General features: G+C 71.0%; 28 protein-coding genes and 1 riboswitch. Of the genes, 23 read left to right on the top strand and 5 right to left on the bottom strand.

Annotated features, from left to right (window positions below):
* Window positions 1–32: 32 nt before the first annotated feature.
* From BN1193_RS12685 to BN1193_RS12665, 5 genes are all read left to right on the top strand, one after another.
* Window positions 33–809 (top strand): alpha/beta fold hydrolase, encoded by a 777-nt coding sequence (locus BN1193_RS12685; RefSeq protein WP_040167129.1) that lies wholly within the window; start codon window positions 33–35, stop codon window positions 807–809.
* Between the two features lie 159 nt (window positions 810–968).
* Window positions 969–1075, top strand: a riboswitch (TPP riboswitch).
* Entirely contained in the window at window positions 1072–1665 is a 594-nt protein-coding gene (locus tag BN1193_RS12680) for an ECF transporter S component (RefSeq protein ID WP_230206498.1), read from the top strand. Its footprint overlaps the riboswitch before it by 4 nt.
* A 3-nt stretch (window positions 1666–1668) precedes the next feature.
* Window positions 1669–3108, top strand: coding sequence for an ABC transporter ATP-binding protein (locus BN1193_RS12675; protein ID WP_195907861.1), 1440 nt, complete (start codon window positions 1669–1671; stop codon window positions 3106–3108).
* Window positions 3105–3911, top strand: a complete 807-nt coding sequence (locus BN1193_RS12670; protein ID WP_052460748.1) for an energy-coupling factor transporter transmembrane component T family protein — start codon at window positions 3105–3107, stop codon at window positions 3909–3911. Before BN1193_RS12675 ends, BN1193_RS12670 begins: the two co-directional genes overlap by 4 nt.
* Before the next feature lie 286 nt (window positions 3912–4197).
* Window positions 4198–4905 (top strand): MgtC/SapB family protein, encoded by a 708-nt coding sequence (locus BN1193_RS12665; RefSeq protein ID WP_040167125.1) that lies wholly within the window; start codon window positions 4198–4200, stop codon window positions 4903–4905.
* 41 nt (window positions 4906–4946) lie between these two features.
* Here BN1193_RS12665 and BN1193_RS12660 read toward each other — a convergent pair whose 3' ends face one another.
* Window positions 4947–5573, bottom strand: coding sequence for a DUF2510 domain-containing protein (locus tag BN1193_RS12660; protein ID WP_040167122.1), 627 nt, complete (start codon window positions 5571–5573; stop codon window positions 4947–4949).
* A gap of 78 nt (window positions 5574–5651) precedes the next feature.
* Between BN1193_RS12660 and BN1193_RS12655 the strand changes: the two genes are divergently transcribed.
* From BN1193_RS12655 to BN1193_RS12615, 9 genes are all read left to right on the top strand, one after another.
* On the top strand, window positions 5652–7268 hold the full coding sequence (locus BN1193_RS12655; protein WP_052460747.1) for an adenosylhomocysteinase: 1617 nt from the start codon (window positions 5652–5654) through the stop codon (window positions 7266–7268).
* Complete coding sequence (locus tag BN1193_RS12650; RefSeq protein WP_040167120.1) at window positions 7265–8575, top strand: amidohydrolase family protein; 1311 nt, start codon at window positions 7265–7267, stop codon at window positions 8573–8575. The genes BN1193_RS12655 and BN1193_RS12650 overlap by 4 nt, the downstream gene beginning before the upstream one ends.
* Window positions 8572–9030, top strand: a complete 459-nt coding sequence (locus tag BN1193_RS12645) for a cupin domain-containing protein (protein ID WP_094770493.1) — start codon at window positions 8572–8574, stop codon at window positions 9028–9030. The genes BN1193_RS12650 and BN1193_RS12645 overlap by 4 nt, the downstream gene beginning before the upstream one ends.
* 127 nt (window positions 9031–9157) lie before the next feature.
* Window positions 9158–10021: an ABC transporter substrate-binding protein gene (locus BN1193_RS12640; protein ID WP_040167118.1), complete on the top strand. Its 864-nt coding sequence runs from the start codon at window positions 9158–9160 to the stop codon at window positions 10019–10021.
* Window positions 10022–10031: 10 nt separating this feature from the next.
* Window positions 10032–10904 carry an amino acid ABC transporter permease gene (locus BN1193_RS12635; protein ID WP_052460746.1) on the top strand — a complete coding sequence of 291 codons (873 nt, stop codon included), beginning with the start codon at window positions 10032–10034 and terminating at the stop codon, window positions 10902–10904.
* A complete protein-coding gene (locus BN1193_RS12630; protein WP_040167117.1) occupies window positions 10901–11632 on the top strand; it encodes an amino acid ABC transporter ATP-binding protein in 732 nt (243 codons plus the stop codon). Before BN1193_RS12635 ends, BN1193_RS12630 begins: the two co-directional genes overlap by 4 nt.
* Window positions 11633–11677: 45 nt before the next feature.
* A complete protein-coding gene (gene lepB, locus BN1193_RS12625; RefSeq protein ID WP_326845054.1) occupies window positions 11678–12028 on the top strand; it encodes a signal peptidase I in 351 nt (116 codons plus the stop codon).
* Window positions 12007–12549: a signal peptidase I gene (lepB, locus tag BN1193_RS12620; RefSeq protein WP_052460745.1), complete on the top strand. Its 543-nt coding sequence runs from the start codon at window positions 12007–12009 to the stop codon at window positions 12547–12549. The genes lepB (BN1193_RS12625) and lepB (BN1193_RS12620) overlap by 22 nt, the downstream gene beginning before the upstream one ends.
* Before the next feature lie 50 nt (window positions 12550–12599).
* The gene (locus tag BN1193_RS12615) at window positions 12600–13040 is read left to right on the top strand and encodes a hypothetical protein (protein WP_040167112.1); all 441 of its coding nucleotides are present in this window, start codon (window positions 12600–12602) and stop codon (window positions 13038–13040) included.
* A gap of 1 nt (window position 13041) precedes the next feature.
* Here the strand turns inward: BN1193_RS12615 and BN1193_RS12610 are convergent, their stop codons facing one another.
* Window positions 13042–13773, bottom strand: a complete 732-nt coding sequence (locus BN1193_RS12610) for an aminoglycoside 3'-phosphotransferase (protein ID WP_040167109.1) — start codon at window positions 13771–13773, stop codon at window positions 13042–13044.
* A 44-nt stretch (window positions 13774–13817) separates the two neighbouring features.
* Here BN1193_RS12610 and BN1193_RS12605 point away from each other — a divergent pair, with 44 nt between their 5' ends.
* Window positions 13818–14654 carry a ribokinase gene (locus BN1193_RS12605; RefSeq protein WP_040167107.1) on the top strand — a complete coding sequence of 279 codons (837 nt, stop codon included), beginning with the start codon at window positions 13818–13820 and terminating at the stop codon, window positions 14652–14654.
* A gap of 23 nt (window positions 14655–14677) precedes the next feature.
* On the opposite strand, the gene BN1193_RS12600 is transcribed toward BN1193_RS12605, so the two are convergent.
* Complete coding sequence (locus BN1193_RS12600) at window positions 14678–15058, bottom strand: DUF488 domain-containing protein (RefSeq protein WP_040167105.1); 381 nt, start codon at window positions 15056–15058, stop codon at window positions 14678–14680.
* A gap of 130 nt (window positions 15059–15188) precedes the next feature.
* Between BN1193_RS12600 and BN1193_RS12595 the strand changes: the two genes are divergently transcribed.
* Genes BN1193_RS12595 through BN1193_RS12585 form a run of 3 tightly spaced genes read left to right on the top strand, consistent with a single transcriptional unit; the run spans window position 15189 to window position 17568 of the window.
* On the top strand, window positions 15189–15950 hold the full coding sequence (locus BN1193_RS12595; RefSeq protein ID WP_040167103.1) for an SDR family NAD(P)-dependent oxidoreductase: 762 nt from the start codon (window positions 15189–15191) through the stop codon (window positions 15948–15950).
* Entirely contained in the window at window positions 15947–16729 is a 783-nt protein-coding gene (locus BN1193_RS12590) for an enoyl-CoA hydratase/isomerase family protein (protein WP_040167101.1), read from the top strand. Before BN1193_RS12595 ends, BN1193_RS12590 begins: the two co-directional genes overlap by 4 nt.
* The gene (locus BN1193_RS12585; protein WP_040167100.1) at window positions 16729–17568 is read left to right on the top strand and encodes an SDR family oxidoreductase; all 840 of its coding nucleotides are present in this window, start codon (window positions 16729–16731) and stop codon (window positions 17566–17568) included. The genes BN1193_RS12590 and BN1193_RS12585 overlap by 1 nt, the downstream gene beginning before the upstream one ends.
* Before the next feature lie 76 nt (window positions 17569–17644).
* On the opposite strand, the gene BN1193_RS12580 is transcribed toward BN1193_RS12585, so the two are convergent.
* The gene (locus BN1193_RS12580; RefSeq protein ID WP_040167099.1) at window positions 17645–18001 is read right to left on the bottom strand and encodes a UBP-type zinc finger domain-containing protein; all 357 of its coding nucleotides are present in this window, start codon (window positions 17999–18001) and stop codon (window positions 17645–17647) included.
* A gap of 247 nt (window positions 18002–18248) precedes the next feature.
* Between BN1193_RS12580 and BN1193_RS12575 the strand changes: the two genes are divergently transcribed.
* Genes BN1193_RS12575 through BN1193_RS12555 form a run of 5 tightly spaced genes read left to right on the top strand, consistent with a single transcriptional unit; the run spans window position 18249 to window position 21576 of the window.
* On the top strand, window positions 18249–19019 hold the full coding sequence (locus tag BN1193_RS12575) for an SDR family NAD(P)-dependent oxidoreductase (RefSeq protein ID WP_040167098.1): 771 nt from the start codon (window positions 18249–18251) through the stop codon (window positions 19017–19019).
* 21 nt (window positions 19020–19040) lie between these two features.
* Complete coding sequence (locus BN1193_RS12570; RefSeq protein WP_040167097.1) at window positions 19041–19367, top strand: MazG nucleotide pyrophosphohydrolase domain-containing protein; 327 nt, start codon at window positions 19041–19043, stop codon at window positions 19365–19367.
* 5 nt (window positions 19368–19372) lie between these two features.
* Window positions 19373–19885 carry a GrpB family protein gene (locus tag BN1193_RS12565; protein WP_052460744.1) on the top strand — a complete coding sequence of 171 codons (513 nt, stop codon included), beginning with the start codon at window positions 19373–19375 and terminating at the stop codon, window positions 19883–19885.
* 45 nt (window positions 19886–19930) lie between these two features.
* Entirely contained in the window at window positions 19931–20746 is an 816-nt protein-coding gene (gene nadE, locus BN1193_RS12560; protein ID WP_040167095.1) for an ammonia-dependent NAD(+) synthetase, read from the top strand.
* Between the two features lie 41 nt (window positions 20747–20787).
* Window positions 20788–21576, top strand: coding sequence for a retropepsin-like aspartic protease family protein (locus BN1193_RS12555; protein ID WP_040167094.1), 789 nt, complete (start codon window positions 20788–20790; stop codon window positions 21574–21576).
* An 87-nt stretch (window positions 21577–21663) separates the two neighbouring features.
* Here the strand turns inward: BN1193_RS12555 and BN1193_RS12550 are convergent, their stop codons facing one another.
* Window positions 21664–22560 (bottom strand): DUF4870 domain-containing protein, encoded by an 897-nt coding sequence (locus BN1193_RS12550; RefSeq protein ID WP_052460743.1) that lies wholly within the window; start codon window positions 22558–22560, stop codon window positions 21664–21666.
* Window positions 22561–22651: the final 91 nt, after the last annotated feature.

Raw genomic sequence — 22651 nt, 5'->3', positions numbered from 1 at the left:
TCCGTGTCGGATCGGAGTGTTTGCATGGGGTCATGGAGCGTACGACCTCGGCAGACGGGACCCCGATCGCCTGGCATCGCGTCGGGCATGGCCCCGTCGTGGTGATCGTCGGGGGTGCGTTCTCGACCGCGCCCGATGCCGCCCCGCTCGCCGATGCACTCGACGCGCGCGGGCTGGCCGGTGTGACCTACGACCGGCGTGCCCGCGGCGACAGCGGTGACACCGCGCCCTACGCCCCCGACCGCGAGACCGAGGACCTCGCCGCCGTGATCCAGGCCACCGGGGGAGTGGCCGCCGTGCTCGGGCATTCCTCGGGCGCGGTTCTCGCGCTGTACGCCGCCTCCCGTGGGGTGCCGATGACGAGGCTTTTCCTGTCCGAACCGCCGTTCCGCTTCGGTGTCGATGAGCCGGCACCGGACCTGCCCGAGCGCCTGCAGGCGCTGGTCGATTCCGGGGACCGGGGCGGCGCCGTGACCACGTTCCAGATCGAGGGCGTCGGTCTGCCTGCCGAGATGGTGGAGCAGATCCGACAGAGCCCGATATTCCCCGGTCTGGAGGCCGTGGCGCAGTCCACCGTGTACGACGCGACCCTCACGCGCGATGTGTCCACTCCGACCGTGGCGATGCGGGAAGTGGGCAACGACGTGACCGTGCTGCTCGGATCGGAGACGTTCCCGATCCTCACCGCCGCCGCGCATCGGCTCGTGGACGAGATGCCGCAGGCGGAGCTCGTCGAGGTGCCGGAATCGAAGGGCCACCGTCCGGACCCCGCCGCGACGGCCGCCGTGATCGCGGCACGCGTCGCCTGAGGTCGCTCCCACTCCCGACACTTTCACGCGCCCGAAACTGCCGCCGGTGAGAGCATCCCCGCCATCGCTACCACTCCGGACACTTCTGCGCGCCCGGAACTGTCGGAGCTGAGAGCGACGGACGATGGAGCCCGGCGCTCCGGTGGGACTACACTGGGCGGCACACACCACGGGAGCCCCACGCGGGGCTGAGAGGAAGCCATCCGGCTTCGACCGTCGAACCTGATCTGGGTCATGCCAGCGAAGGAAGGGAAAGAAAATCGTGCCGTCCACCGCACCTACCACCTGGCGCGTCGTCGACATCGTCGTCGCCAGCGTCATCGCCGTCGCCTGCGCCGTGCTCTTCATCATCTGGAACTTCGCCTACGAGGGTCCGTCCGCACTGCTGAAGCCGCTGCTGCCCGGGCTCCAGGGGCTGCTCGCCGGACCGTGGCTGATGGCCGGTGTCCTCGCCGGCCTCATCATCCGCAAGCCGGGTGCCGCCCTGTACGCGGAGATGGTCGCCGCGTCCATCTCCGCGCTGGTCGGCAACCAGTGGTCCGCGCTCACCCTGGTGTCCGGTCTCGTGCAGGGGCTCGGGGCCGAGCTGGTGTTCCTGGTGTTCCTGTACAAGGTCTTCAACCTGCCCGTCGCCGTGCTCGCCGGGGCGGTCGCCGGACTGGCGTGCGGCATCAACGACCGCGTGCTCTGGTACCCCGGCGCGGACACGCTGTTCACCAGTGTCTACATCACCTCCACCACCCTCTCGGGTGCGGTGATCGCCGGGGTCGGATCCTGGGCGATCGCCGCGGCACTGGCCAAGACCGGGGCGCTGAACCGGTTCGCCGCGGGTCGAGCCGCCACGACGCGCGTCTGAGGCATGACAGCGGCGGCGCTGCAGGCGCAGGGATGGGGCTGGCGATACGCCACCCGTCTGGCGTGGGCGGTGTCGGAGGTGACCTTCAGCATCGAACCGGGCGAGCGCGTGCTGCTGCTCGGCGCGTCCGGCGCGGGCAAATCGACGGTGCTGCACGCCCTCGGTGGCGTGCTCGGCGGTGATGATGAGGGTGAGTCCACCGGCACGCTCCTCGTCGACGGAGCCGCGCCGAGTGCCGTCCGGGGGCGGGCCGGCATGGTGCTGCAGGACCCGGACAGCCAGGCGGTGCTCTCCCGCGTCGGGGACGATGTGGCGTTCGGCCCGGAGAACCTCGGGGTAGACCCCGCGGAGATCCCCGGCCGCGTCCGGGACGCGCTCGACGCGGTCGGGCTGGATGTGCCGCTGGATCGATCCACGGCGGCGCTCAGCGGCGGGCAGAAGCAGCGGTTGGCGCTCGCCGGAGTGCTGGCGATGCGTCCCGGCGCGCTGCTGCTGGACGAACCCACCGCCAACCTGGACCCGGACGGCGTGCTCGAGGTCCGCGACGCGGTCGTGCGGGCGCTGGAGGCCGTGCCCGCCACGCTCGTCGTCGTCGAGCACCGCATCGACGTCTGGCTGCCCATCATCGACCGCGTGATCGTGCTCGGCTCGGGCGGCGTGATCGCCGACGGGACGCCGGATGCCGTGCTGGCCGCGCGGGGTCCGGAGCTGGCTGCGGCCGGCGTGTGGGTGCCCGGCATCCAGCCGCAGCTGCCGGACCCGCCGCGGAGCGCTCCGGGTCCGGTCCTGCTCTCCGGCCGGGAACTCGTCGTCGCGCGGGTGCCGAAGCATCCGGTCGCCGGTCCGCTCGCGGTGCAGGTGCGCTCCGGGGAAGCTCTCGGCATCGTCGGTCCCAACGGTGCCGGGAAGTCCACGCTCGCACTCACCCTGGCCGGTCTGATCCCGCGGGAGGGTGGGGACCTCACCGCCTCCGAAGCGCTCGCCGACGGTCTGCGGCCGGACCCGTACCGGTGGCGGTCGCGTGAGCTCCTCACGCGTATGGGGATGGTGTTCCAGGAGCCCGAGCACCAGCTGCTGGCCACGACGGTGCGTGCCGAGCTCGCGGTCGGACTGCGGGCGCTGAAGCTTCCCGAGGCGGAGGTCACGCGTCGTGTCGACGAGTTGCTGCAGCGCTTGCGGTTGGACCGTCTCGCGGAGGCGAACCCGTACACGCTCTCCGGGGGAGAGCAGCGCCGTCTCACCGTGGCCGCGGTCCTCGCCACGCAGCCGCTGATCGTGCTCCTGGATGAGCCGACCTTCGGTCAGGACGCCGTGACTTGGGCCGAGCTCGTGGCATTGATGGCCGAACTGCGCGACGAGGGCCGCGCCATCGTCGCGGTCACCCACGACCTGGACGTGCTGGACGCCCTGCACGCCCGGCGCCTGCCGGTGGGGGCGGCATGACCGCGCTCGCGTCACCGGTGAACGCCTCACCCCGTGCTCGCGGCGGGCTGCTGGCTCCGCGCAGCCCCCTGGCCAAGCTCGGTGCTGCTCTCCTCCTCGCATTGCCGTTGATCATCACGCTCGATGTGGTCTCGGCATCCGTCGCCCTGGTGCTCGGATCGCTGTTCGTGTTCGGCTCCGGACTGCGCCCACGCGAGTTCTTCCTGCGGACCCTGCCGATCTGGCTCGCCGCCCCCGCCGCCGGCGTGACGATCGCGCTGTACGGTCGCCCGTCCGGTGCCGCACTGTTCGACTGGGGGTTCGTGCACGTGTCGGAGGGATCGCTGCAGCTCGCGCTCGCGACGATGCTCCGGCTGTTCGCGATCGGATTGCCCTCCATCGCGCTGTTCGCGACGATCGATCCGACCGACCTCGCGGACGCGCTCTCCCAGCGCCTGCACCTGCCCAGCCGCTTCGTGCTCGGCGCGCTCGCGGGGATGCGGCTGCTCGGTCTGCTCACCGACGACGTCCGCGCGCTCGGACTCGCCCGCCGGGCGCGGGGCGTGGCCGACACCGGGCGGATCCGGCGGGCCCTCGGCACGGCTTTCGCGCTGTTCGTGCTCGCCATCCGCCGAGGAACGAAGCTCTCCACGGCGATGGAGGCACGCGGATTCGGCTCCGCGATCCCACGCACGTGGTCGCGCCCGGCGCGGTTCACGGGCGCGGACGCGGCCCTCCTGGTCGTCGCCGCGCTGATCTCGGCGATCGCCCTCACCGCCGCGGTGGTGACCGGCGCGTTCGCCTTCGTCTTCGCCCCGGCCTGATCTCCCGGTGCGGCCGCGCTCATCCGCGTGCCCCGATGCAGGACCGCGGATTCTGGAACTTCCCCCACTCGGGGCGTGAATCGGGACATTTCACGCCCAAAAGGGAGAGCCACGCGTGCCTGCGCTTCGAATCTGTCGTGAATGAGCGTAAAGTCCCCTGTTATCGCATCGGTCCGGCCGCCCTCACGCCGGCGACAGGTCGGCTGGATCGCGCTGGTGACGCGCCGCAGCGGAACCGGCGACAACGAGCGCGGGTCCGGCCAGACGCGCGCAGATCGGAGGAACCATGGAGTGGTTCACAGCCCGCCTGCCCGACGAGATCTTCGCGCTGGTGCTCGCCTTCGCGTTGTCCGCCATCATCGGCTACGAGCGACGGCGCCGGCTGAAGAGCGCCGGGCTGCGGACGCACGCACTGGTCGCGGTCGGCTCCGCGGTGTTCACGATCGTCTCCTCGGACGGCTTCGGCGGAGCACTCGGGACGGATGTCGCGCTGGATCCGTCCCGCATCGCGGCCCAGATCGTGTCCGGCATCGGCTTCCTCGGCGCCGGCGTGATCTTCGTCCGGCGCGACACCGTCAGCGGCCTCACCACCGCGGCGTCGATCTGGATGAGCGCGGCGATCGGCATGGCCTGCGGCGCGCGGCTGCCGATGCTCGCGATCATCGCGACGGCGCTGTACCTCGTCGGCGTGACGGTGCTGCCGATCATCGGACGCCGCTTCGCGCCGGACGCGGCAGAGGAGACCGTGATCCTCGCCGAGTACCGCGAGGGCAAGGGTGCCCTGCGCGCGGTGCTGGCGGAGTTCGCCGCAGCCGGAACCGTCGCGACGTTCGAGAGCGCCACCGAGCGTGAGCGGCCCGGAAAGAGCCCGCGCATCCGTGCGCACATCCGCATCACGGGTGCCTCCCCGCACGAACTGGAACCCCTCGTGCGCTCCGTCGCCGAGGTGCCCGGGGTCACCTCCGTCCGGGTCCTCTCCGACGCCGACGTCTGACAGCCGCTCGACGAGCGGCACGTCCACCGTGCGGCCCGACGCTAGCGGAGGATGAGCGTGTTCAGCAGCGACGCGATTCTTTCCGCCTCGTCGTGGTGCACGCGGAAGCCGATCACACCGGAGGATGTCGCGACGTCCACGATGCTGCGTACGCCGTCGCGGCGGGAGCTCACGGACGTCACGGCCTTCATCGGCAGCATCTCGGACCCCTTCCGATCTCGGCGGACTCCCGTCCCGATCAGGGACAACCCGACCGTCAGGACTCCGGCGGCCACCTTCACCCCGGACACCCCGTGCGGCCGGCGCCACTGGATCCGGTCGGCCCAGATCTCCACCTCGGCGTTCCGGCCGGCGATGTGTGACGTGAAGCGCAGCGCCGGTTCGGTGCCGCCGGAGAGGTACGCGGTGACCGGGAGCGTGGGCTGTGTCGGCGGGGCCCCGCGCGGCGGCGTCGGGCGGTACTGCGGTGCGGCCGGAGCCTGGGGTGCGACGGGCGCCTGCGGGGCGCGGGGCGCGGTCGCCGACGCCGCCGGCCGGGCGGTGACGTCCGCGCCCTGCTGACGGGCGGACGTGATTCGCGGACGGCGGTGATCGGTCCATCCGGTTCCGCTCCACCACGCCTCCCACTGCGGGCTGATGGGGTACCAACCGGCTGCCTGCTGCACCATGCCGCCGACGATACGGAGCACGGCCCGAGCGGGCAGTACGGAGCGAAGACGGGCCGCACTGAGCAGTAGCCTGAAGGGGTGTACGACGCCCCCGAACGAATCGTGCGGCGGTTCGCCGCGGCGGGGAATCTCGTCGTCTCCGGACAGCCCACGGCCGTGCTCGGCGGCGACGCGACCGCACCGCTGCGCGAGCTCCTCGTCGCCCTCGGCGGCGACATCTCAGAGCCGGGGGAGGCGCTCTACGTCTACGCGGACGGCGATGCCGGCGTCTCGGTCGGCGACGGGAGTGCGCTGCGCGATGGCGTGATCGTCATCGAATGCGGACGTCTCCCGGCACTGCGCAGCGATGGACTGAGTGAGGAGCCCACTCGGCTGCCGTTCCGGGCGTATCGCCGGACGGACGGGACGCGCGTTCGCGTCCTCCCCGCGGACGCTGCCGAGACCGCCGATGCCGAGGCGCGGCTGGACTGGGCGCGCGCGTTCATGCCGGCGTGCACGGCGCTGGCAGCCGAGCTCTCGGCATCGGGTGTCGTCCGCGGTGTCCGCATCGGCATCAGCATGGTGCTCGAACCGAAGACCGCGACGCTCGCGCTGTTCCTCCGCGACGCCGGGGCGGAGGTGGTCCTGTACGCGCACGCGGATGAGACCGACCCCGCCATCGCCGACGCGCTGCGGCGCCGCGGATTCCCGGTGCACGCGTCCGGCGACACCGCGCGGCAGCTGGCGGACGCGCGCGCGTTCCTGGCGTCCGGACTCGACCTACTGCTGGATGACGGCTCGCACCTGATCCGCCTCGCGGCGCACGACGGCGTCGTGCTGCGCGGTGCCGCCGAGGAGACGACGAGCGGACTGCGTCCGCTGCGCGCGCTGGGGGACCGCCTCACGATCCCGGTCGTGGCGGTCAACGACGCGCGGATGAAGACGCGTTTCGACAACCGGTACGGCACCGGGCAGTCGTGCGTCTTCGCGATCGCCGATCTCCTGGAGCGCATCGGCCGGGGGATCGGACCGACCACCGCCGTCATCGGCTTCGGACCCGTCGGCGAGGGCGTCGCGCAGTACGTCCGCGCCCTGGGCTCGCATGTCGTCGTGGTGGAGACCGATCCGGTGCGCATGCTGGAGGCTCGGCACGCCGGCTGTCCGACGATGTCCCGGGAAGCCGCCCTGGACATCGCGGACCTCGTCATCTCCGCCACCGGTGTCGCCGGAACCATCACGCCGGACGACCTGCGCCGCGCCGCACGACGACCCGGCGACCGTCCGGTCTTCGCCGTCGCCGGCGGCGTCACGGACGAGATCGAGCTGGACGCGGCGCTCGCGTCCGGAGGCGTCATCCGCGCGCACGCGCCGAAGGTCGACGCGCTCGTCTTCGACGACGGCGAGGTGATCGTCCTCGATCGCGGGGGCTGCATCAACATCACCGCCGCCGAGGGCAACCCGGTGCAGATCATGGACTACTCCTTCGCCGCCCAGCTCTGCGCCGTGCGGCTGCTGGCCGAAGGTGCGTACCCGGAACCCGGAGTCCACGCCCTGCCGCCCGAGGTCGACGACCACATCGCCGCACTGCTGGTCGGATTCGCCCCCGTCAATGCCCGCGTCAATGCCCGCGTCCATGCCCCGGACGAGCCCGCGACGTCCTGGCACCCCACCCGCTTTCCCGACCTGAACCGCTTCGCCCCCGAGGAGCCCGCATGACCCCCGACGTCGTCGTCTACTCGGCACGACTGGTCCTGCCGATCACCGCGCCCCCGATCGTGGAGGGCGCCGTCGCCGTCCGCGACGGCCGGATCCTGCACGTGGGTGACCGCGCCTGGGTCCGCGAGCTGCTGGCCGAGCGCGGTGAGGAGCATCACGAGGTCCGCGTCGACGGGATCCTGATGCCAGGTCTGGTGAACGCGCATTCCCATCTGCAGTACACCGGGATGGCCGAGGTCGGCCGACGTCGCCACGCCGGCTTCGAGGACTGGGGCGCGGCCTTCGACGCCGTGTACGAGCCGGGCGCACGGGATTGGCATGCGGACGCCGTCGACGGCGCGCGGCAGATGATCCGCGCCGGAATCACCTCGGTGGCCGACATCGTCACCGATGCCGAGGCGCTCGGGGTCCTCGGCGAGACCGGACTGAACGGCATCACCTACTGGGAGGTGATGAGCTGGACCAACGCCGATTGGCGCGACGGCGGCCGCGACCGCATCGTCGCCGAACTCGACCGCATCCCGCTCACCCCGGGCGCGGGGCTGTCCCCGCACGCGCCGTACTCCCTCGACACCGAGCCCCTGTTGGAGATCCCGGACCTCGTCCGCCAGCGCGGCCTGCGCACGCACCTGCACCTGGGCGAGTCGGCGCTGGAGGGACACCGTCCCGGTACGGCGCCGGATGACCCGTGGCGCTTCGTGAAGGTGGACAGCTTCCGCTCGCTCCGCGACGCCGGCTTCGGTGCCAGCGCGACCGAGTTCGTCGACCAGCTCGGCGTCCTCGGACCGGACTGCCACATCGCGCACGGCGTGTACATGACCGCCACCGATCGCGCGCTGCTGCGCGCTCGCGGCACCTCCGTCGCCCTGTGCCCGCGCTCCAACGAGGTCATCGGTCTGGACGAGCCTCCCGTGGCGGCCTACCTCGTGGAGGGTTCGCCGCTCGCGGTCGGCACCGACTCCCTGTCCTCCTCCCCGTCCCTGGACCTGATGGCCGACGTCGCCGCTCTCGTCCGCATCGCGCGCTCGCAGGGGTACACGAACCGCGACCTGCATGCACGATTGCTCGCGATCGCCACGCTCGGGGGTGCCCGCGCCCTCGGACTCGACGTGGGCCCGGACCGCACCGGGTATCTCGCGGTCGGTGCTCGCGCCGATCTCGCGTTCTTCGCCGTCGACGGCGATGCGGCGGACGGCATCGCCGCACTCGCCGAGGACGCCGCCGGACGATGCGTCGGCACGGTCATCGCCGGGGAACTCGCCTGGGCGCCGGAGGGCTCAGCGCTGTCCCCGGAGGTGCCGGCATGAACGAGCGGGTGCCTCGACGCGGCGTCGACGGCACGATCATCGAGTGGCTCGACGTCCCCGCGCGTGCGGTCGAGCTGCACCTCGAGCCGCACCCCGAGGGCGGCTGGTACCGCCGCACCTGGGCGTCCGCGGCCACCGTCGACGCGCACGGCGGTACTCGTCCGGCCGCCACCATGATCCTGTTCCTCCTGCCGCCGGGGGAGTCCTCCGCGTGGCACGTGGTCACGAGCGATGAGCTCTGGCTCTGGCACGGGCCCGGCGCGGTCCGGATCCAGCACGGTGGTGCGGCCCCCGCACCCGACGCGGGCGAGACGTGCGTCCTGGACGCCGCGAACCCGCAGGTGCTCGTCCCCGCCGGTAACTGGCAGCGCACGCTGCCCGCCGAAACCGAGACCCTGGTGAGCTGCGTCGTCTCACCCGGCTTCAGCTTCGACGATTTCACCCTCGCCGATTGACCCCGCGAGCCGCGCCGTCATGCCGTGCCGCCCACGGTGCGCAACAGGGGGTAACCGCCGCCACGCGCAGGCGCGCCCGCGCGTAGGCTGGAGTTCCCGCACCCCCGCCCGACCTGGAAGGTCAGCCATGTCCGCTCTCTCCCGCCACCTGCGTCGAGGCCTCGTCGTCGCCGGTCTCGCCGTCTCCCTGATCGGGCTGTCCGCCTGTGCGGGCGGATCGGACACCGGGTCCTCCGCCGCTCCCGGCGCCACGACGGACGGCGCGCTGCAGACCATCACGCCGGGCAAGCTCACCATCGCGACCGGTCAGCCGGCGTACTCGCCGTGGGTCATCGGCGACAAGCCGGAATCGGGCGAGGGCCTGGAGGCCGCCGTCTCCTACGCCCTGGCCGAGAAGCTCGGCTTCGCGAAGGACGACGTGGTGTGGGTGCGCACCACGTTCGATGCCGCCATCGCTCCGGGGCCGAAGGACTGGGACCTGAACATCCAGCAGTTCTCCGCCACCGACGAGCGGCGCCAGGCCGTCGATTTCTCCACGCCGTACTACACGACCTCGCAGGCCGTCGTCGCGAAGGACGCCACCACCGCGGCGAAGGTCTCAACGATCGCGGACCTGAAGAAGGCCACCGTCGGCGCCATGGTCGGCACCACCAGCTACACCGTGCTGAAGGACGCCACCGGCGTTGACCCGCAGGTGTTCAACAGCAACGCGGACCTCGTCGCGGCCCTGCAGAGCGGCCAGATCGACGCCCTCGTGGTGGACCTGCCGACCGCGTTCTACGTCACCGGCGCACAGGTCGAGGGTTCGGTCATCGTCGGGCAGTTCGCCGACACCACCGGCGGCGACGAGCTCAGCTATGTGCTGCCGAAGGACTCCGCCCTGACCGCCCCGGTCTCGGCGGCCCTGGACGCCCTGCGCGCGGACGGCACGCTGGACAAGCTGGCCGAGAAGTGGATCACGAGCCAGGCCGACGTCCCGGTCCTGAAGTAAGCGGACCCGCTTGTCCGTTCCCGGAGCGGTCCCGCGTTCGCCGACGGAGATCTCCGCCGTCGAGCTCGGGCGGCGCGCGTACCGGCAGTCTCGAGCGCGACGCTCGATCCTGATCAGCATCCTCTCGACCGTGGTGTTCACGGTCGTCATCGGGGTGGTCATCACCAACACCCCCGGCTGGGCCGTCGCCCGGAAGACCTTCTTCGACGTGTCCTACGGCGTCGAGGTCTTCCCGAAGATCCTGCAGGGACTGTGGCTGAACATCATCGTGCTGTTCTTCGCCGCGATCGGGGTCGCGATCTTCGCGACCCTGCTGGCGGTGATGCGGAGTCTGCGCGGCGCGGTGTTCTTCCCGCTGCGGGCGGTCGCGACGATCTACACCGACCTCTTCCGCGGTCTGCCGGTGATCATCGTGCTGTACCTGGTCGGCTTCGGCATCCCGACGCTGCAGCTCTTCCCGAAGGTCCCGATGGCAGTGTGGGGCACGATCGCGCTGATCCTGACCTATTCCGCCTACGTGTCCGAGGTGCTGCGCGCGGGGATGGAGTCCGTGCATCCGAGCCAGCGCACGTCCGCGCGTTCGCTCGGGCTGACCCATGCGCAGACCCTGCGGATGATCGTGATGCCGCAGGGCGTGCGCAAGGTGATGCCGGCGCTGATGAATGACTTCGTCTCGCTGCAGAAGGACGTCGGACTGATCTCGGTGCTCGGCGCCGTGGACGCCGTCCGAGCCGCCCAGATCGAGAACGCGCTGACCTACAACTACACGCCGTACGTCGTCGCGGGACTGCTGTTCGTGCTGCTGAGCTGGCCGATGATCCGTCTCACGGACTGGTACGCCGCACGCGCCCAGCGCCGTGAGCAGCAGGGAGGTCTGGTGTGAGCGCCGTTCTGGACATCCGCGGGATCCGCAAGCACTTCGGCGCGGTTCCCGTCCTGCAGGGCATCGACCTGGCCGTCCACGAGCACGAGGTGGTCGTGCTGATCGGCGCGTCCGGTTCCGGAAAATCCACGCTGCTGAAGACGATCAACCTCATCGAGCAGGTCGATGACGGCCAGATCTTCCTGTCCGGACAGGACATCACCGATCCGCGCGTGAACGCCGACCGCGTGCGCGCCCAGATCGGTGTGGTCTTCCAGCACTACAACCTCTTCCCGCACCTGACCGTGCTGGAGAACGTCACGCTCGCGTCCCGCAAGGTGTTCAAGCGGCCCGCCGCGCAGGCACGCGACCAGGGGATGGCGGTGCTCGCTCGCATGGGCCTCGCGGACAAGGCGCGCGAGTACCCCGATCGCCTCTCCGGCGGCCAGCAGCAGCGGGTGGCGATCGCTCGCGCGGTGGTCACGGACCCGCGCGTGCTGCTGCTGGATGAGATCACCTCGGCGCTGGACCCGCAGCTGGTCGGGGAGGTGCTGGACGTCGTCACGGAGCTGAAGGAATCCGGCTCCACGATCCTGATGGCCACGCACGAGATGGCCTTCGCGCGCCGGGTCGCGGACCGGGTGGTCTTCCTCAAGGACGGTGTGCTCGTCGAGCAGGGGCCGCCGGAGCAGATCTTCGACGCTCCCCGTCACCCGGACACCGTCGCGTTCCTGGCTCGGATCCTCTGAATTCGCACCGCGCCGGGGCGGGGATTCGACACCGTGCCTGCAGCGGTGGACAATGCAGATCGGGGCATGGAGGTGGCGGTGGCGGCTGATGACGTGAGCGATGACGCGACGGCGCCGACCCGACGTCCCTACACGTTCTGGCGATTCCTTCGGGATGCCCTCGTCGTGATCGTGATCGCTCTGGCCGTCTCGTGGGGCGTGAAGACGTTTCTGATCCGATCGTTCTACATTCCCTCGCCGTCCATGTCCGACACCCTCGAAGTGAACGACCGGGTTCTGGTGAACGAGCTGGTGCCCAAGACGGTTGACCTCGAACGCGGCGACATCGTCGTCTTCCGCGATCCGGGGTCCTGGCCTACATTCCCTCGCCGTCCATGTCCGACACCCTCGAAGTGAACGACCGGGTTCTGGTGAACGAGCTGGTGCCCAAGACGGTTGACCTCGAACGCGGCGACATCGTCGTCTTCCGCGATCCGGGGTCCTGGCTCGGCGTGGCCCCGGCCACCCCACCCACCCCGGCGGAATGGTTCCTGGATCTCGTCGGTCTCGGAGCGTCCGACAGCGACGAGTACCTGATCAAGCGCGTCATCGGGCTGCCCGGAGACCATGTCGTGTGCTGCTCGGCCGGACACCTCACCATCAACGGCGTCGAGATCGACGAGCCGTACCTGCGGGAGGCCGGTCCCGCGTCCGAGGTGGCCTTCGACGTCACGGTTCCGGCCGGTCACCTCTGGGTGATGGGCGACAACCGGAACGAGTCCGCGGACTCCCGCGCCCACATGGGAACCCCCGGTGGCGGATTCGTCCCCATCTCGGATGTGGTCGGTCGCGCTTTCGTGATCACCTGGCCGGTCGAGCGATGGTCGTTGCTCTCGGACCATCCCGACGTCTTCGCTGACGTGCCGAAACCGAAATAGCGGCCCGTTGCAGGAGTACCCTGTCCGATGGACACCAGGGGAGGCCCGTCATGACGCAACCCGATCCCGCCGGGTCGCAGGACCCGCAGGACCCGCACCGCGCTTCGGCGGAATCACCCGCACCCTCGGACCCCTACGCTGCGGCGAGCTATCCCGTGGCGCCGCCCGAGACGTATGCGGACCGGAGTGCGGCATCGCAGGAAGCGGGCGCCGCGGCCGTCGACGGGGTCAACCGCGGTGTGATTCCGGCGAGCATCGGCCTCGCGGTCGGAGTGATCGCGTCGATCCTCGGTGCAGCGAGCCTGCTCGGACTCCTGCGGCCGGGTGAGGGGTGGATCTGGCCGGCTGTCCTGACCTTCGTCTTCCCCGCCTCGATCCTGGCCCGTCCGCGCGCGCTGTCTCGCACCGTGCGCACCCTCGCGATCATCGGAGTCGTCCTCGGCGTCATCGGCGCGGCGATGATGCTGATCGCGAGCCTGCGGCCGTCCTGAATCAGGTGGCGTTCCAGAGATCGCGGTAGTACGCCAGGCGCTCGCGGTCCGGGGTCAGACCGTAGGCGAGCACGAGCGCATCCTCGAAGCCGGGGCCGTAGTTCCACTCGGTCGACAGGGCGGCCACGGCGATGTCCGCCCATCGGTCAGCGACGCCGAGGGCCCCCAGATCCACGTGTCCGACCGGCGTGCCGTCCTCGGCCAGGAGCGTGTTCGGTGCGCAGGCGTCCCCGTGGCAGACGACGAGGCGGTCGACCGGCGGAGCCTCGTGCAGGTCGGGCGGCACCACGACGCCGCGCGCCGCCGCGTTCGTGATCCGGGCCGGGACCGTCCACTCGAACGGGCACTCGTCCACCGGCAGCGCGTCGTGCAGCTGCCGCAGGCCCTTCCCGACCGCGCGGACCGCCGTCTCCGGCTCGGTGATCCAGCGCGGGTCCACGGCGCTGCGACCGGGGATCGCCGCCGTCACCATCCACTCGTGCCGCTCGTCCTCACCGCGCTGGAGGACGTGCGGAACGGTGGTGAACGGTGCCGCCCACGTCAGCCGCTGCGCCTCCTGCGCCAGGGATGTCTCGGGGTGCCGCGGGCCCCACTTGATGTAGCGGACGCCCTCCGGTCCGTCCGCGCGGAAGGTGAGCCCGCCGACCCCGTTGCGCCACACCGGAACGAGTGCGGCCCCCGCGGCGAGCACGCGCACGCGTTCCGGGATCGGGATGTCGTCGGTCGGGATCATGCCTCCATCGTGCCCGATACGCTCGAGAGGACGAACGGAGCGACATGACACAAGCGACCCCGCACGGAACGGTCTACGTCATCGGGTCGACCAACATCGACACCGTGCTGAGCGTGGCGCGCCATCCACGCGTGGGGGAGACGCTGACCGCCACGGGGATCGCGACCTTCCCGGGTGGCAAGGGGGCGAACCAGGCCGCCGCCGCCGCTCAGTCCGGTGCCCGCACCGTCTTCGTGACGCGTGTCGGTGACGACGACGGCGCCGCCCGGTACCGGGAGCACCTGCGCCGCCGCGGCGCGGATCTCGACCGGGTCGGGACGGCCCCCGGCCCGACGGGTCAGGCCAGCATCGTCGTCGACGCCGAGGGACAGAACACGATCATCGTCGTGCCGGGTGCGAATGCGTTCCTCGGCGCGGACGCCGTCGCCGACCTGGACGGCGTGATCGGTCCGGGCGATGTCATCTCCCTGCAGCTGGAGGTGCCCCTCGAGGTGGTTCGCGCCGCTCTCGAGCTGGCGCGTCGGTCCGGGGCCACGTCGTTGTTGAATCCGTCCCCCTGGCGCGAGGATGTCCTGGACCTGGTCGCCGCAGCGGACATCGTGGTGGTCAACGAGGAGGAGGCCGCCCAGCTCGGCGAGGACGATGACCGCGTGGTGCGCACTCTCGGGGCCGACGGCGCGCGCTGGGGCGATGTGACGGCCACCGCGCCTCGCATCCATGCCGTGGACACCACGGGGGCAGGAGACGCGTTCACCGGCAGTCTCGCCGCGGCGCTCGTGCTCGGCGCGTCGCACGCGGAGGCGCTGCAGTCGGCCGTGGACGCGGCGACGGCGGCGTGCCTTCGGCCCGGCGCTCAGCAGTGGGCCCAGGACGAGTCCTGACTCGACCCCGCCGGAGGCGCATGTCACTCCGCCGCGCGGAGCCGTTCGGAGACGTCGGCGATGACCATCGCGAGAACCGTCGCGTGGTTCTGCGCGGGGTCCCGCGCGGCGTAGACGAGCGTCATGTCCTGACGTTCGTTGAACAGGCACGCGAGGTCGTGCACGGCGTCGGCGGCCGGTCCCGCCAGCTCGGCGCGATACGGACCGACGAAGTCGACCCAGTGCCCGCGCTCGGCCGCATGCCACTGCTCGCGCAACTCGGGCGACGGCGCGACGTCCTTCGCCCACAGCTCGACAGCGGCTCGCTCCTTCGAGACCCCGCGGGGCCACAGGCGGTCCACCAGCACGCGCACGCCATCATCCGGGGCCGGCGCCTCATAGACGCGCTTCAGTCGCAACAGCATGCAGAGAGAGTACGCGCTCGGCCTTGGAATCCGGAGGTGCGTCGAGGCGGATCCCCCGCGTAGGCTGAGACACGGTGTCGCGATCGGTGCGACGCCGTCCCGCTTCTCGCGGCTGTTCGAAGGAGAACTCATGGACCTCACGGGAGCCGGTGCACTCGTCACCGGTGGCGCGAGCGGACTCGGAAACGCGACGGCGAAACGCCTCGCGGCCGCGGGCGCGCACGTCACGATCATCGACCTGCCTTCGTCCCCCGGTGAGAGCGCCGCGGCCGAACTCGGCGGTACCTTCGTCGCCGCGGATGTCACGGACGCCGCGCAAGTCGCGGATGCGGTCGCTCGCGCCCAGGAGCGGGCGCCCCTGCGAGTGGTGATCAACTGCGCCGGCATCGCCCCGCCCGCGAAGGTCCTCGACCGCGAGGGCAACCCGTCGCCGTTGGACGCCTTCGCGAAGATCATCCAGATCAACCTCATCGGCACGTACAACGTGATCTCTCAGGCGGCCGCGGTGATCGCGAAGAACGACCCCACCGACTCCGGCGACCGCGGCGTGATCATCAACACCGCCTCCGTCGCCGCGTTCGACGGCCAGATCGGTCAGCCCGCCTATTCGGCCTCCAAGGGGGGCGTGCACGCGATGACGCTGCCGATCGCGCGCGAACTGGCGCGCTACGGCATCCGGGTGTGCACGATCGCGCCCGGGATCATGGAGACCCCGATGCTCGCCGGCCTCCCGGAGGCCGCACAGGCCTCGCTCGGCCAGCAGGTCCCGTACCCGCAGCGCCTCGGCAAGCCGGACGAGTACGCCGCGCTCGCGATGTCCATCATCGACAACGGCTACCTCAACGGCGAGACGATCCGCCTGGACGGCGCGATCCGGATGGCGCCGAAGTGAGCGACGCGCCGGTCCTGCTCGCCGTCGAGGACGGCCTCGCCCGCATCACGTTGAACCGTCCGGAGCGCATGAACGCGTTCGACGCGGACACCGCGTACGCGTGGGAGCGCGTCACCGCCGAAGCCACCTCTCGCGATGACGTCCGCGTCATCCTGCTGCAGGGGGAGGGGCGCGCGTTCTGCGCCGGCGGCGACGTCCGTGCCATGGCCGAGGGGCTGGGCATCTCCGGCGGCATCGAGGAACTCGCCGGGGTCATCAACTCCGGGATCCGCCACCTCGTGGAATCGTCCGTTCCGGTGATCGCGGCCGCGCACGGCACCACCGCGGGTGGTGGCCTGGGCATCCTGCTCGCCAGCGACTACGCGGTCGTCGGTGCGGACTCCCGCCTCGGCAGCCTGTACGCCGACATGGGGCTCACGCCGGACCTGTCCGTGACCGCATCGCTGGCGCGGGCCGTGGGGGAGCGCCGGGCGTTGCAGCTGGTCCTCTCGTCGCGGCTCCTGTCCGCCGACGAGGCGCGGGAGTGGGGACTGGTCGCCGAGGTCGTCGCACCCGAGACGGTCCGTACGCGTGCCGAGGAGGTCGCGCGGGCGATCGCCGCTGGCGCCGCCCACGCCTACGGAGAGGCCAAGCGCCTGATCCGTTCCCGGTGGGATCGCACGTTCGAGCAGCAGCTCGCCGAGGAGGCCCGCACCATCGGTGCGGCCATCACCACGTCCGACGCCGAGGCCCGGATCGCCGCCTTCGCGGCGCGGGCGTCGCAGAAGAAGGAGAACTGATGACCGAACGCACGCTGGCCGGAAAGACCATCCTGCTCTCCGGCGGCAGCCGCGGCATCGGACTGGCGATCGCGCTGCGGGCGGCCGCGGACGGCGCGAACATCGCGCTGCTGGCCAAGACGGACACCCCGCATCCGAAGCTCGAGGGCACCATCCACACTGCCGCGGACGCCATTCGCGCGGCCGGCGGCAATGCGCTGCCGATCCTGGGGGACGTCCGCAACGACGATGACGTCACCGAGGCGGTGCTGAAGACCAAGGGTGAGTTCGGCGGCATCGACATCGTCATCAACAACGCCAGCGTCATCGACCTGTCGCGGTCACTGGATCTGCCGATGAAGAAGTACGACCTGATGCAGGACGTCAACGTCCGGGGAACGTTCTCGCTCTCGCGCACCGCCGTGCCGCTGCTGCAGGAGTCCGAGAACCCGCACATCCTGTCGCTGTCCCCGCCGCTGAACCTCACGCCGAAGTGGCTCGGCGCGCACACCGGCTACACGCTGGCGAAGTACGGCATGACGATGGTCACGCTCGGGCTCGCCGCCGAGTTCGGCAAGGACGGGATCGCCGCCAACACGCTGTGGCCGCGCACGACCATCGCCACCGCCGCCGTGCAGAACCTGCTCGGCGGGGACCAGGTGATGGCCGCCTCGCGGACGCCGGAGATCTACGCCGACGCCGCCCACGCCGTCCTCACGCGTGACGCTTCGTCCGCCACGGGCAACACGTACATCGTGGAGGACGTGCTGGAGGAGGAGGGCGTGACGGACTTCTCCGCCTACGCCGCCGTCCCCGGCACCCCCGATTCCCGCCTCTTCCCCGACATCTTCCTGGACTGACTCACCGCGAGACACCCAGGCACGTCCGAAAAACCCCGCAATGCGGGGAGTCTCGGACGTGCTTGGGTGTCTCGCGTCAGTGGACGATGAGGGAGCGCCAGTTGTCGGGCAGACGGTCGGCCGGGCCGGGGCTCGTCTGCGACGCTGAACGCGCGGTGGGCGGGGCGAGGTCCGGGCCCGACGCGAGCGTCTGTTCCGTCCGGTAGTCCCACCACCAGTCCTGTCCCGGCTCGAAACTCCGCATCAGCGGATGGCCGGTCTCGTGGAAGTGCGCGGTGGCGTGCTGTCCCGGTGAGCTGTCGCAGCACCCGATGTGACCGCACTGCGCGCATCGGCGCAACGCGACCCACCACCCGTCCTCGCTCGCCAGACACTCCGCGCAACCGTCCCCGCTCGGCGCCGCCGTCGGATCGATGCCCTCAATGGTGTCCATGCCATCTCCCTTCGTCACGGCCGATGCTAGGCCGCCGATGGCACGCGTGGTAGCGGATGCGGTCCGGATGTGGTGTCGATTCGATCGCGAGCACGGCGGCGGGTCTCATCGACGACACGCCGCCGCCACAGGCGCAGACTCGGCGTGTCGGACTTCCTGCCCGCGGCTGTGCGCGGGCGCGGTGCACGGACGCCGGGGCTCTGTCACAGTGTCGGGCGCCGGTGTGGGTGTCCGGTAGCGTGCGGGGATGAGCGCCCTGCCTTCCCTCGCCGACCTGTTCTCGTTGGCCGGACGGACCGCGCTGGTCACGGGCGGCGGATCCGGCATCGGCCGGGGAATCGCTCGAGCGCTCGCCGGTGCGGGCGCGGAGGTCGTGATCGTCGCGCGTCGTCCGGACGTGCTCGAGGCGGCGATGGCGGAGATCATCGCGGGCGGCGGGCGCGGTCGGACGATCACGGGGGACGTGTCCACGCGGGACGGAGTGCGCGCGGTCATCGCCTCGGCCTCCGATGAGATCGACATCGTCGTGTCCTCGGCCGGCATCAACCTCCGCCCGCCGATGGCGGAGATCACGGATGACGTCTGGGATGCGACGATGGCGGTGAACCTCGACGCGCCGTTCCTCCTCGGCCGGCACTACGGCCCGCGGATGGCCGCGCGCGGATACGGTCGCCTGATCCATCTCAGTTCGCAGCAGGCGCAGCGCCCCTTCGCCGACAGTGGGGCGTACGGGGTGTCCAAGGCAGCCGTCGAGGGTCTCGCGCGGGTGCAGTCCGAGGCGTGGGCCGCGGCCGGCGTGACCGCGAACGCCCTCGTGCCCGGCTTCGTCCCGACGCCGCTGAACGAGAAGCTGTGGTCCCGTCCGGGGGTCAGTGACGCGCTCGCGGCTCGGACCCACGTCGGCCGAAACGGCACGCCGGAGGACTTCGGCGCGGCAGCGGTCTTCCTCGCCGGACCCGGATCGTCCTACGTCACCGGCCAGACGATCGCCGTCGACGGCGGCTTCTCCGTGCACTGATGTCGGACGTAGCATCGGTGGATGCGCAGCACCGCCGATGACCTGATCGCGATCGCCGACGGTTATGGGGTCCTGTTCCCCGACGGGAAGGACCCGCTGCGGATCATGCTGCGGCTGACCGAGGAACTCGGAGAGGTGGCGGCCGAGGTGGCTCATCTCGAGAGCCACGGGGCGAAAACGGCCAAGCACGGCGCACCGGACCGGGCGAGGTTGGCCGCCGAGGTCGAGGACGTCCTGCACAACGTGTTCGCGCTCGTCCGGCACTACGGGATCGAGGACGCCCTCGACGCCGAGATCGTCGCGACACTCGCACGCCATCGCGCCGCGCTCGCTGAGCCGCGGTCCTGACGCCGATGACGACCGACACGATCACCCTCACCGTCCCGGACCCGGACGAGGTGTCCGCGCGCTTCACGGCCGAGTGTGATCGTGTGCGCATCATGCTTCCGGACGCCGAGATCCAGCACATCGGTTCCACCGCGGTCCGCGGCTTCCCGGCGAAGGATGTCGTCGACGTGCTCATCGGTGTCCCGGCAACCGCGGTCGCCGCCGCCGCACGGACGCTCGCGGGCGCCGGCTACGACCTCGAGGGCGAGCGTACCGGGCACGCGTGGCTGAGCGCCCCCGATCGAACGGCTCGGCGTTGCGTGCTCCATGTGGTGGTGCGGGACGGGTCGCAGTGGCGCGATCGGATCGCATTCCGCGATCTGCTGCGCGTCGACGGCGCCGCCCGCAGCGCGTACCTCACGACGAAGCGTGCGGCGGCATCCGGCACGTCGGATTGGGGCGTGTACACCGCCGCGAAGGCGGACACCGTGGTGCGGCTGCTCGCCGAGGCACGGCGCCGAAACACCGGCGACACATGAGGGGCCCATACTGGTAGCGCGCCGTCGGCGCCGGAAGGAGACACCGTGACCCTGCAGCAGGAGATCATCGCCGCCCTCGGCGCGAAGTCGTCCATCGATCCCACCGAGGAGATCGAGGCCCGCGTCGAGTTCCTCATCGACTACCTGCGCGCCACGGGTGCGAAGGGGTACGTCCTGGGCATCTCCGGCGGACAGGACTCCACGCTCGCCGGTCGCCTCGCGCAGCTGGCCGTGGAGCGGGTGCGCGCGGACGGGGGCTCGGCCCAGTTCATCGCCGTTCGTCTGCCCTACAACGTTCAGCACGACGAGGACGACGCGCAGGCTGCGCTGTCCTTCATCGGCGCGGACCGGGTCCTGACGGTGAACATCGCCGCCGGCGTCGAAGGGGTTGAACGGGGCATCGAGGAGTCCGGCGACGAGATCAGCGACTTCGTCCGCGGAAACATCAAGGCGCGGATGCGCATGGTCGCGCAGTTCGCCATCGCCGGGCAGCACGGCATGCTCGTGATCGGCACCGACCACGCCGCCGAGGCGATCACGGGCTTCTTCACGAAGTTCGGCGACGGTGCCGCCGACCTCACACCCCTGGCCGGGCTCAACAAGCGGCAGGGGCGCCAGCTGCTCGTGGAGCTGAACGCCCCCGAGCACCTGACCTACAAGAAGCCCACGGCGGACCTCCTGGATGGGACCCCGGGCCGGGCCGACGAGGACGAGCTGGGCCTGACGTACGAGGACATCGACGACTATCTCGAGGGGAAGTCGATCGACCCCGCGGCCGCCGGAACCCTGGAATCGAAGTACCTCGGATCGGCGCACAAGCGCCACCTTCCGGTCACGCCGGATGACACCTGGTGGCGCTGAGCGGTCTTCCGTGGGAGTGACGCCCGCGTTAGCGTGACGCCATGACCATCGTTCCCCTGACCATCGAAGCCGATGCGGAGGGGGACGGCTTCGTTCCCGTCCTGCCCGTCACCGTGGCCGGACGGGAGGTCCGCATGGTGCTGGACACCGGTGCCGCGCGGACGTCCGTCCCCGCGGGGGACGCCACCGCGTTCGAGGACGCCGGAACGTCGACCGTGCGCGGCGCGCTGGGTCAGGTGGATGCACGTTCGGTCCTGGTGCCGTCCGTCCGGCTCGGCGAGGTCGAGGTGACGGGCCTCACCGCTGGCGTGCGTGCGGACGGCGACGGGCTCCTCGGCATGGACGTGCTGCGGCGGCACCGTCTCGATCTCCGCACGTCCTCCCGGGAGCTGGAGCTCGACGGGGACGCCGCGGTGCCGGAGGTCCACGAGCTGACGCTGCCGTCGCGGTCCCACGTCTTCCTCGAACTCGTCCTCGGGGGACAGACGGACGCGCTCGCGGTGTGGGACACCGGGGCCAGCGTGTCCCTCGTCGACGCGGGGATCGTGGCGTCACGGCCGGAGCTGTTCCGGCCCGCCGGGATCTCGACAGGAACCGACGCCGCCGGAGTCAGCGCGTCAAGTGAGATGGTGATGCTCCCGACGTTCACGATCTTCGGACGCCGCTTCGCACCCAGCCTCGCCGCCGTGGTCGACCTCGCGCCGATGCGTCCGGACGGGGACCCGGAGTTCACCGTGATCCTGGGCTGGCCGGCGATCGCTCAGGCCGATTGGTCCTTCGACTTCCGTGCCGGACGCTGGGGCTTTCTCGCCGAGGACGCCCCGCGCTGACGCGCCACCGGACCGCAGAACACCCGGGCCCGTCCGAGGTACCGCGCGTTGCGGAATGCCGCGGACGGGCCCGGGTGTCTCGGTGGGTTACTTGACCCAGCTCGGGGCCATGATGAACTTGCCCGGCTGGCCGGCGCGCAGCTGACCGGGCACCGTGATCGCGATGATCAACGAGATCACGAACGGCAGCAGGATCGTGATGAACCCGATGAACACGAACATCAGGATGTAGGACGCGAAGTAGATGATCAGCGCGACCAGCTGCCAGTTGAGGTTGTCCGCGTAGGCCTTGCGGGCCAACGGCGTCGCGGTGTCCTTGCGGATCACGTAGAAGATCAGCGCCGGGATCCAGCCGAAGAACACCGACAGCCAGAGGTTCAGCGTGATGTCGTTGATCTCCGCCTCGGTCGGCGGGCCGTAACCACCCGGTGCGGCGGCGTAGCCGTACTGCTGCCCCGGCTGGGCGTAGGGGTCACCGGCGGGCTGGCCGTACGGCGCTGCGGTCGGCTGGCCGTACTGCGGCTGCCCATACGGGTCGGCCGGTGGCTGCTGGCCGTACTGCGGCTGGCCGTACGGGTCAGCGGCGGGAGCCTGCCCATAGGGGTCAGCGGCGGGAGCCTGCCCGTAGGGGTCGGCGGCCGGTGCCTGGCCGTAGGGGTCAGCGGCCGGTGCCTGGCCATTCGGGTCGGCGGCGGGCGCCTCACCCGTCGTGTCCACGGACGGCTGCTCGTACGGGCTGGACGTGCCCGCCGCGTCGTCGGCGGTCTCGGAAGAACCAGCGGTCTCGTACGGGTTCGCCGATGCCGCGTCGTCAGCGGCCGGTGCCGCGTAGGGGTCAGCGGCGGGCGGAGCCGCAGCGGTCTCCGACGCGGCGCTGCCGGCGTCGTCCGCAGCCTGCTGGGCGTCGTCGGTCGTGGGCGGCGTGAACGGGTTGGGGTCCTGCGTCCCGTCCGTGCCTTCGGTCGGGTTCTCCGGTCCGGTCATGGTGTTTCCCTCCGATGGAGTGCGTGCGAGAACCCCTCCAAGCTAGCCGACGCGCCCCCGGAACGCACTCGTATTCCGCCGTAAGGCGACA

The sequence above is a fragment of the Microbacterium gorillae genome, assembly GCF_000826185.2.
GTDB classification, from domain to species: Bacteria; Actinomycetota; Actinomycetes; order Actinomycetales; family Microbacteriaceae; genus Microbacterium; species Microbacterium gorillae.
This window is presented reverse-complemented; position numbering and strand designations above follow the sequence as displayed.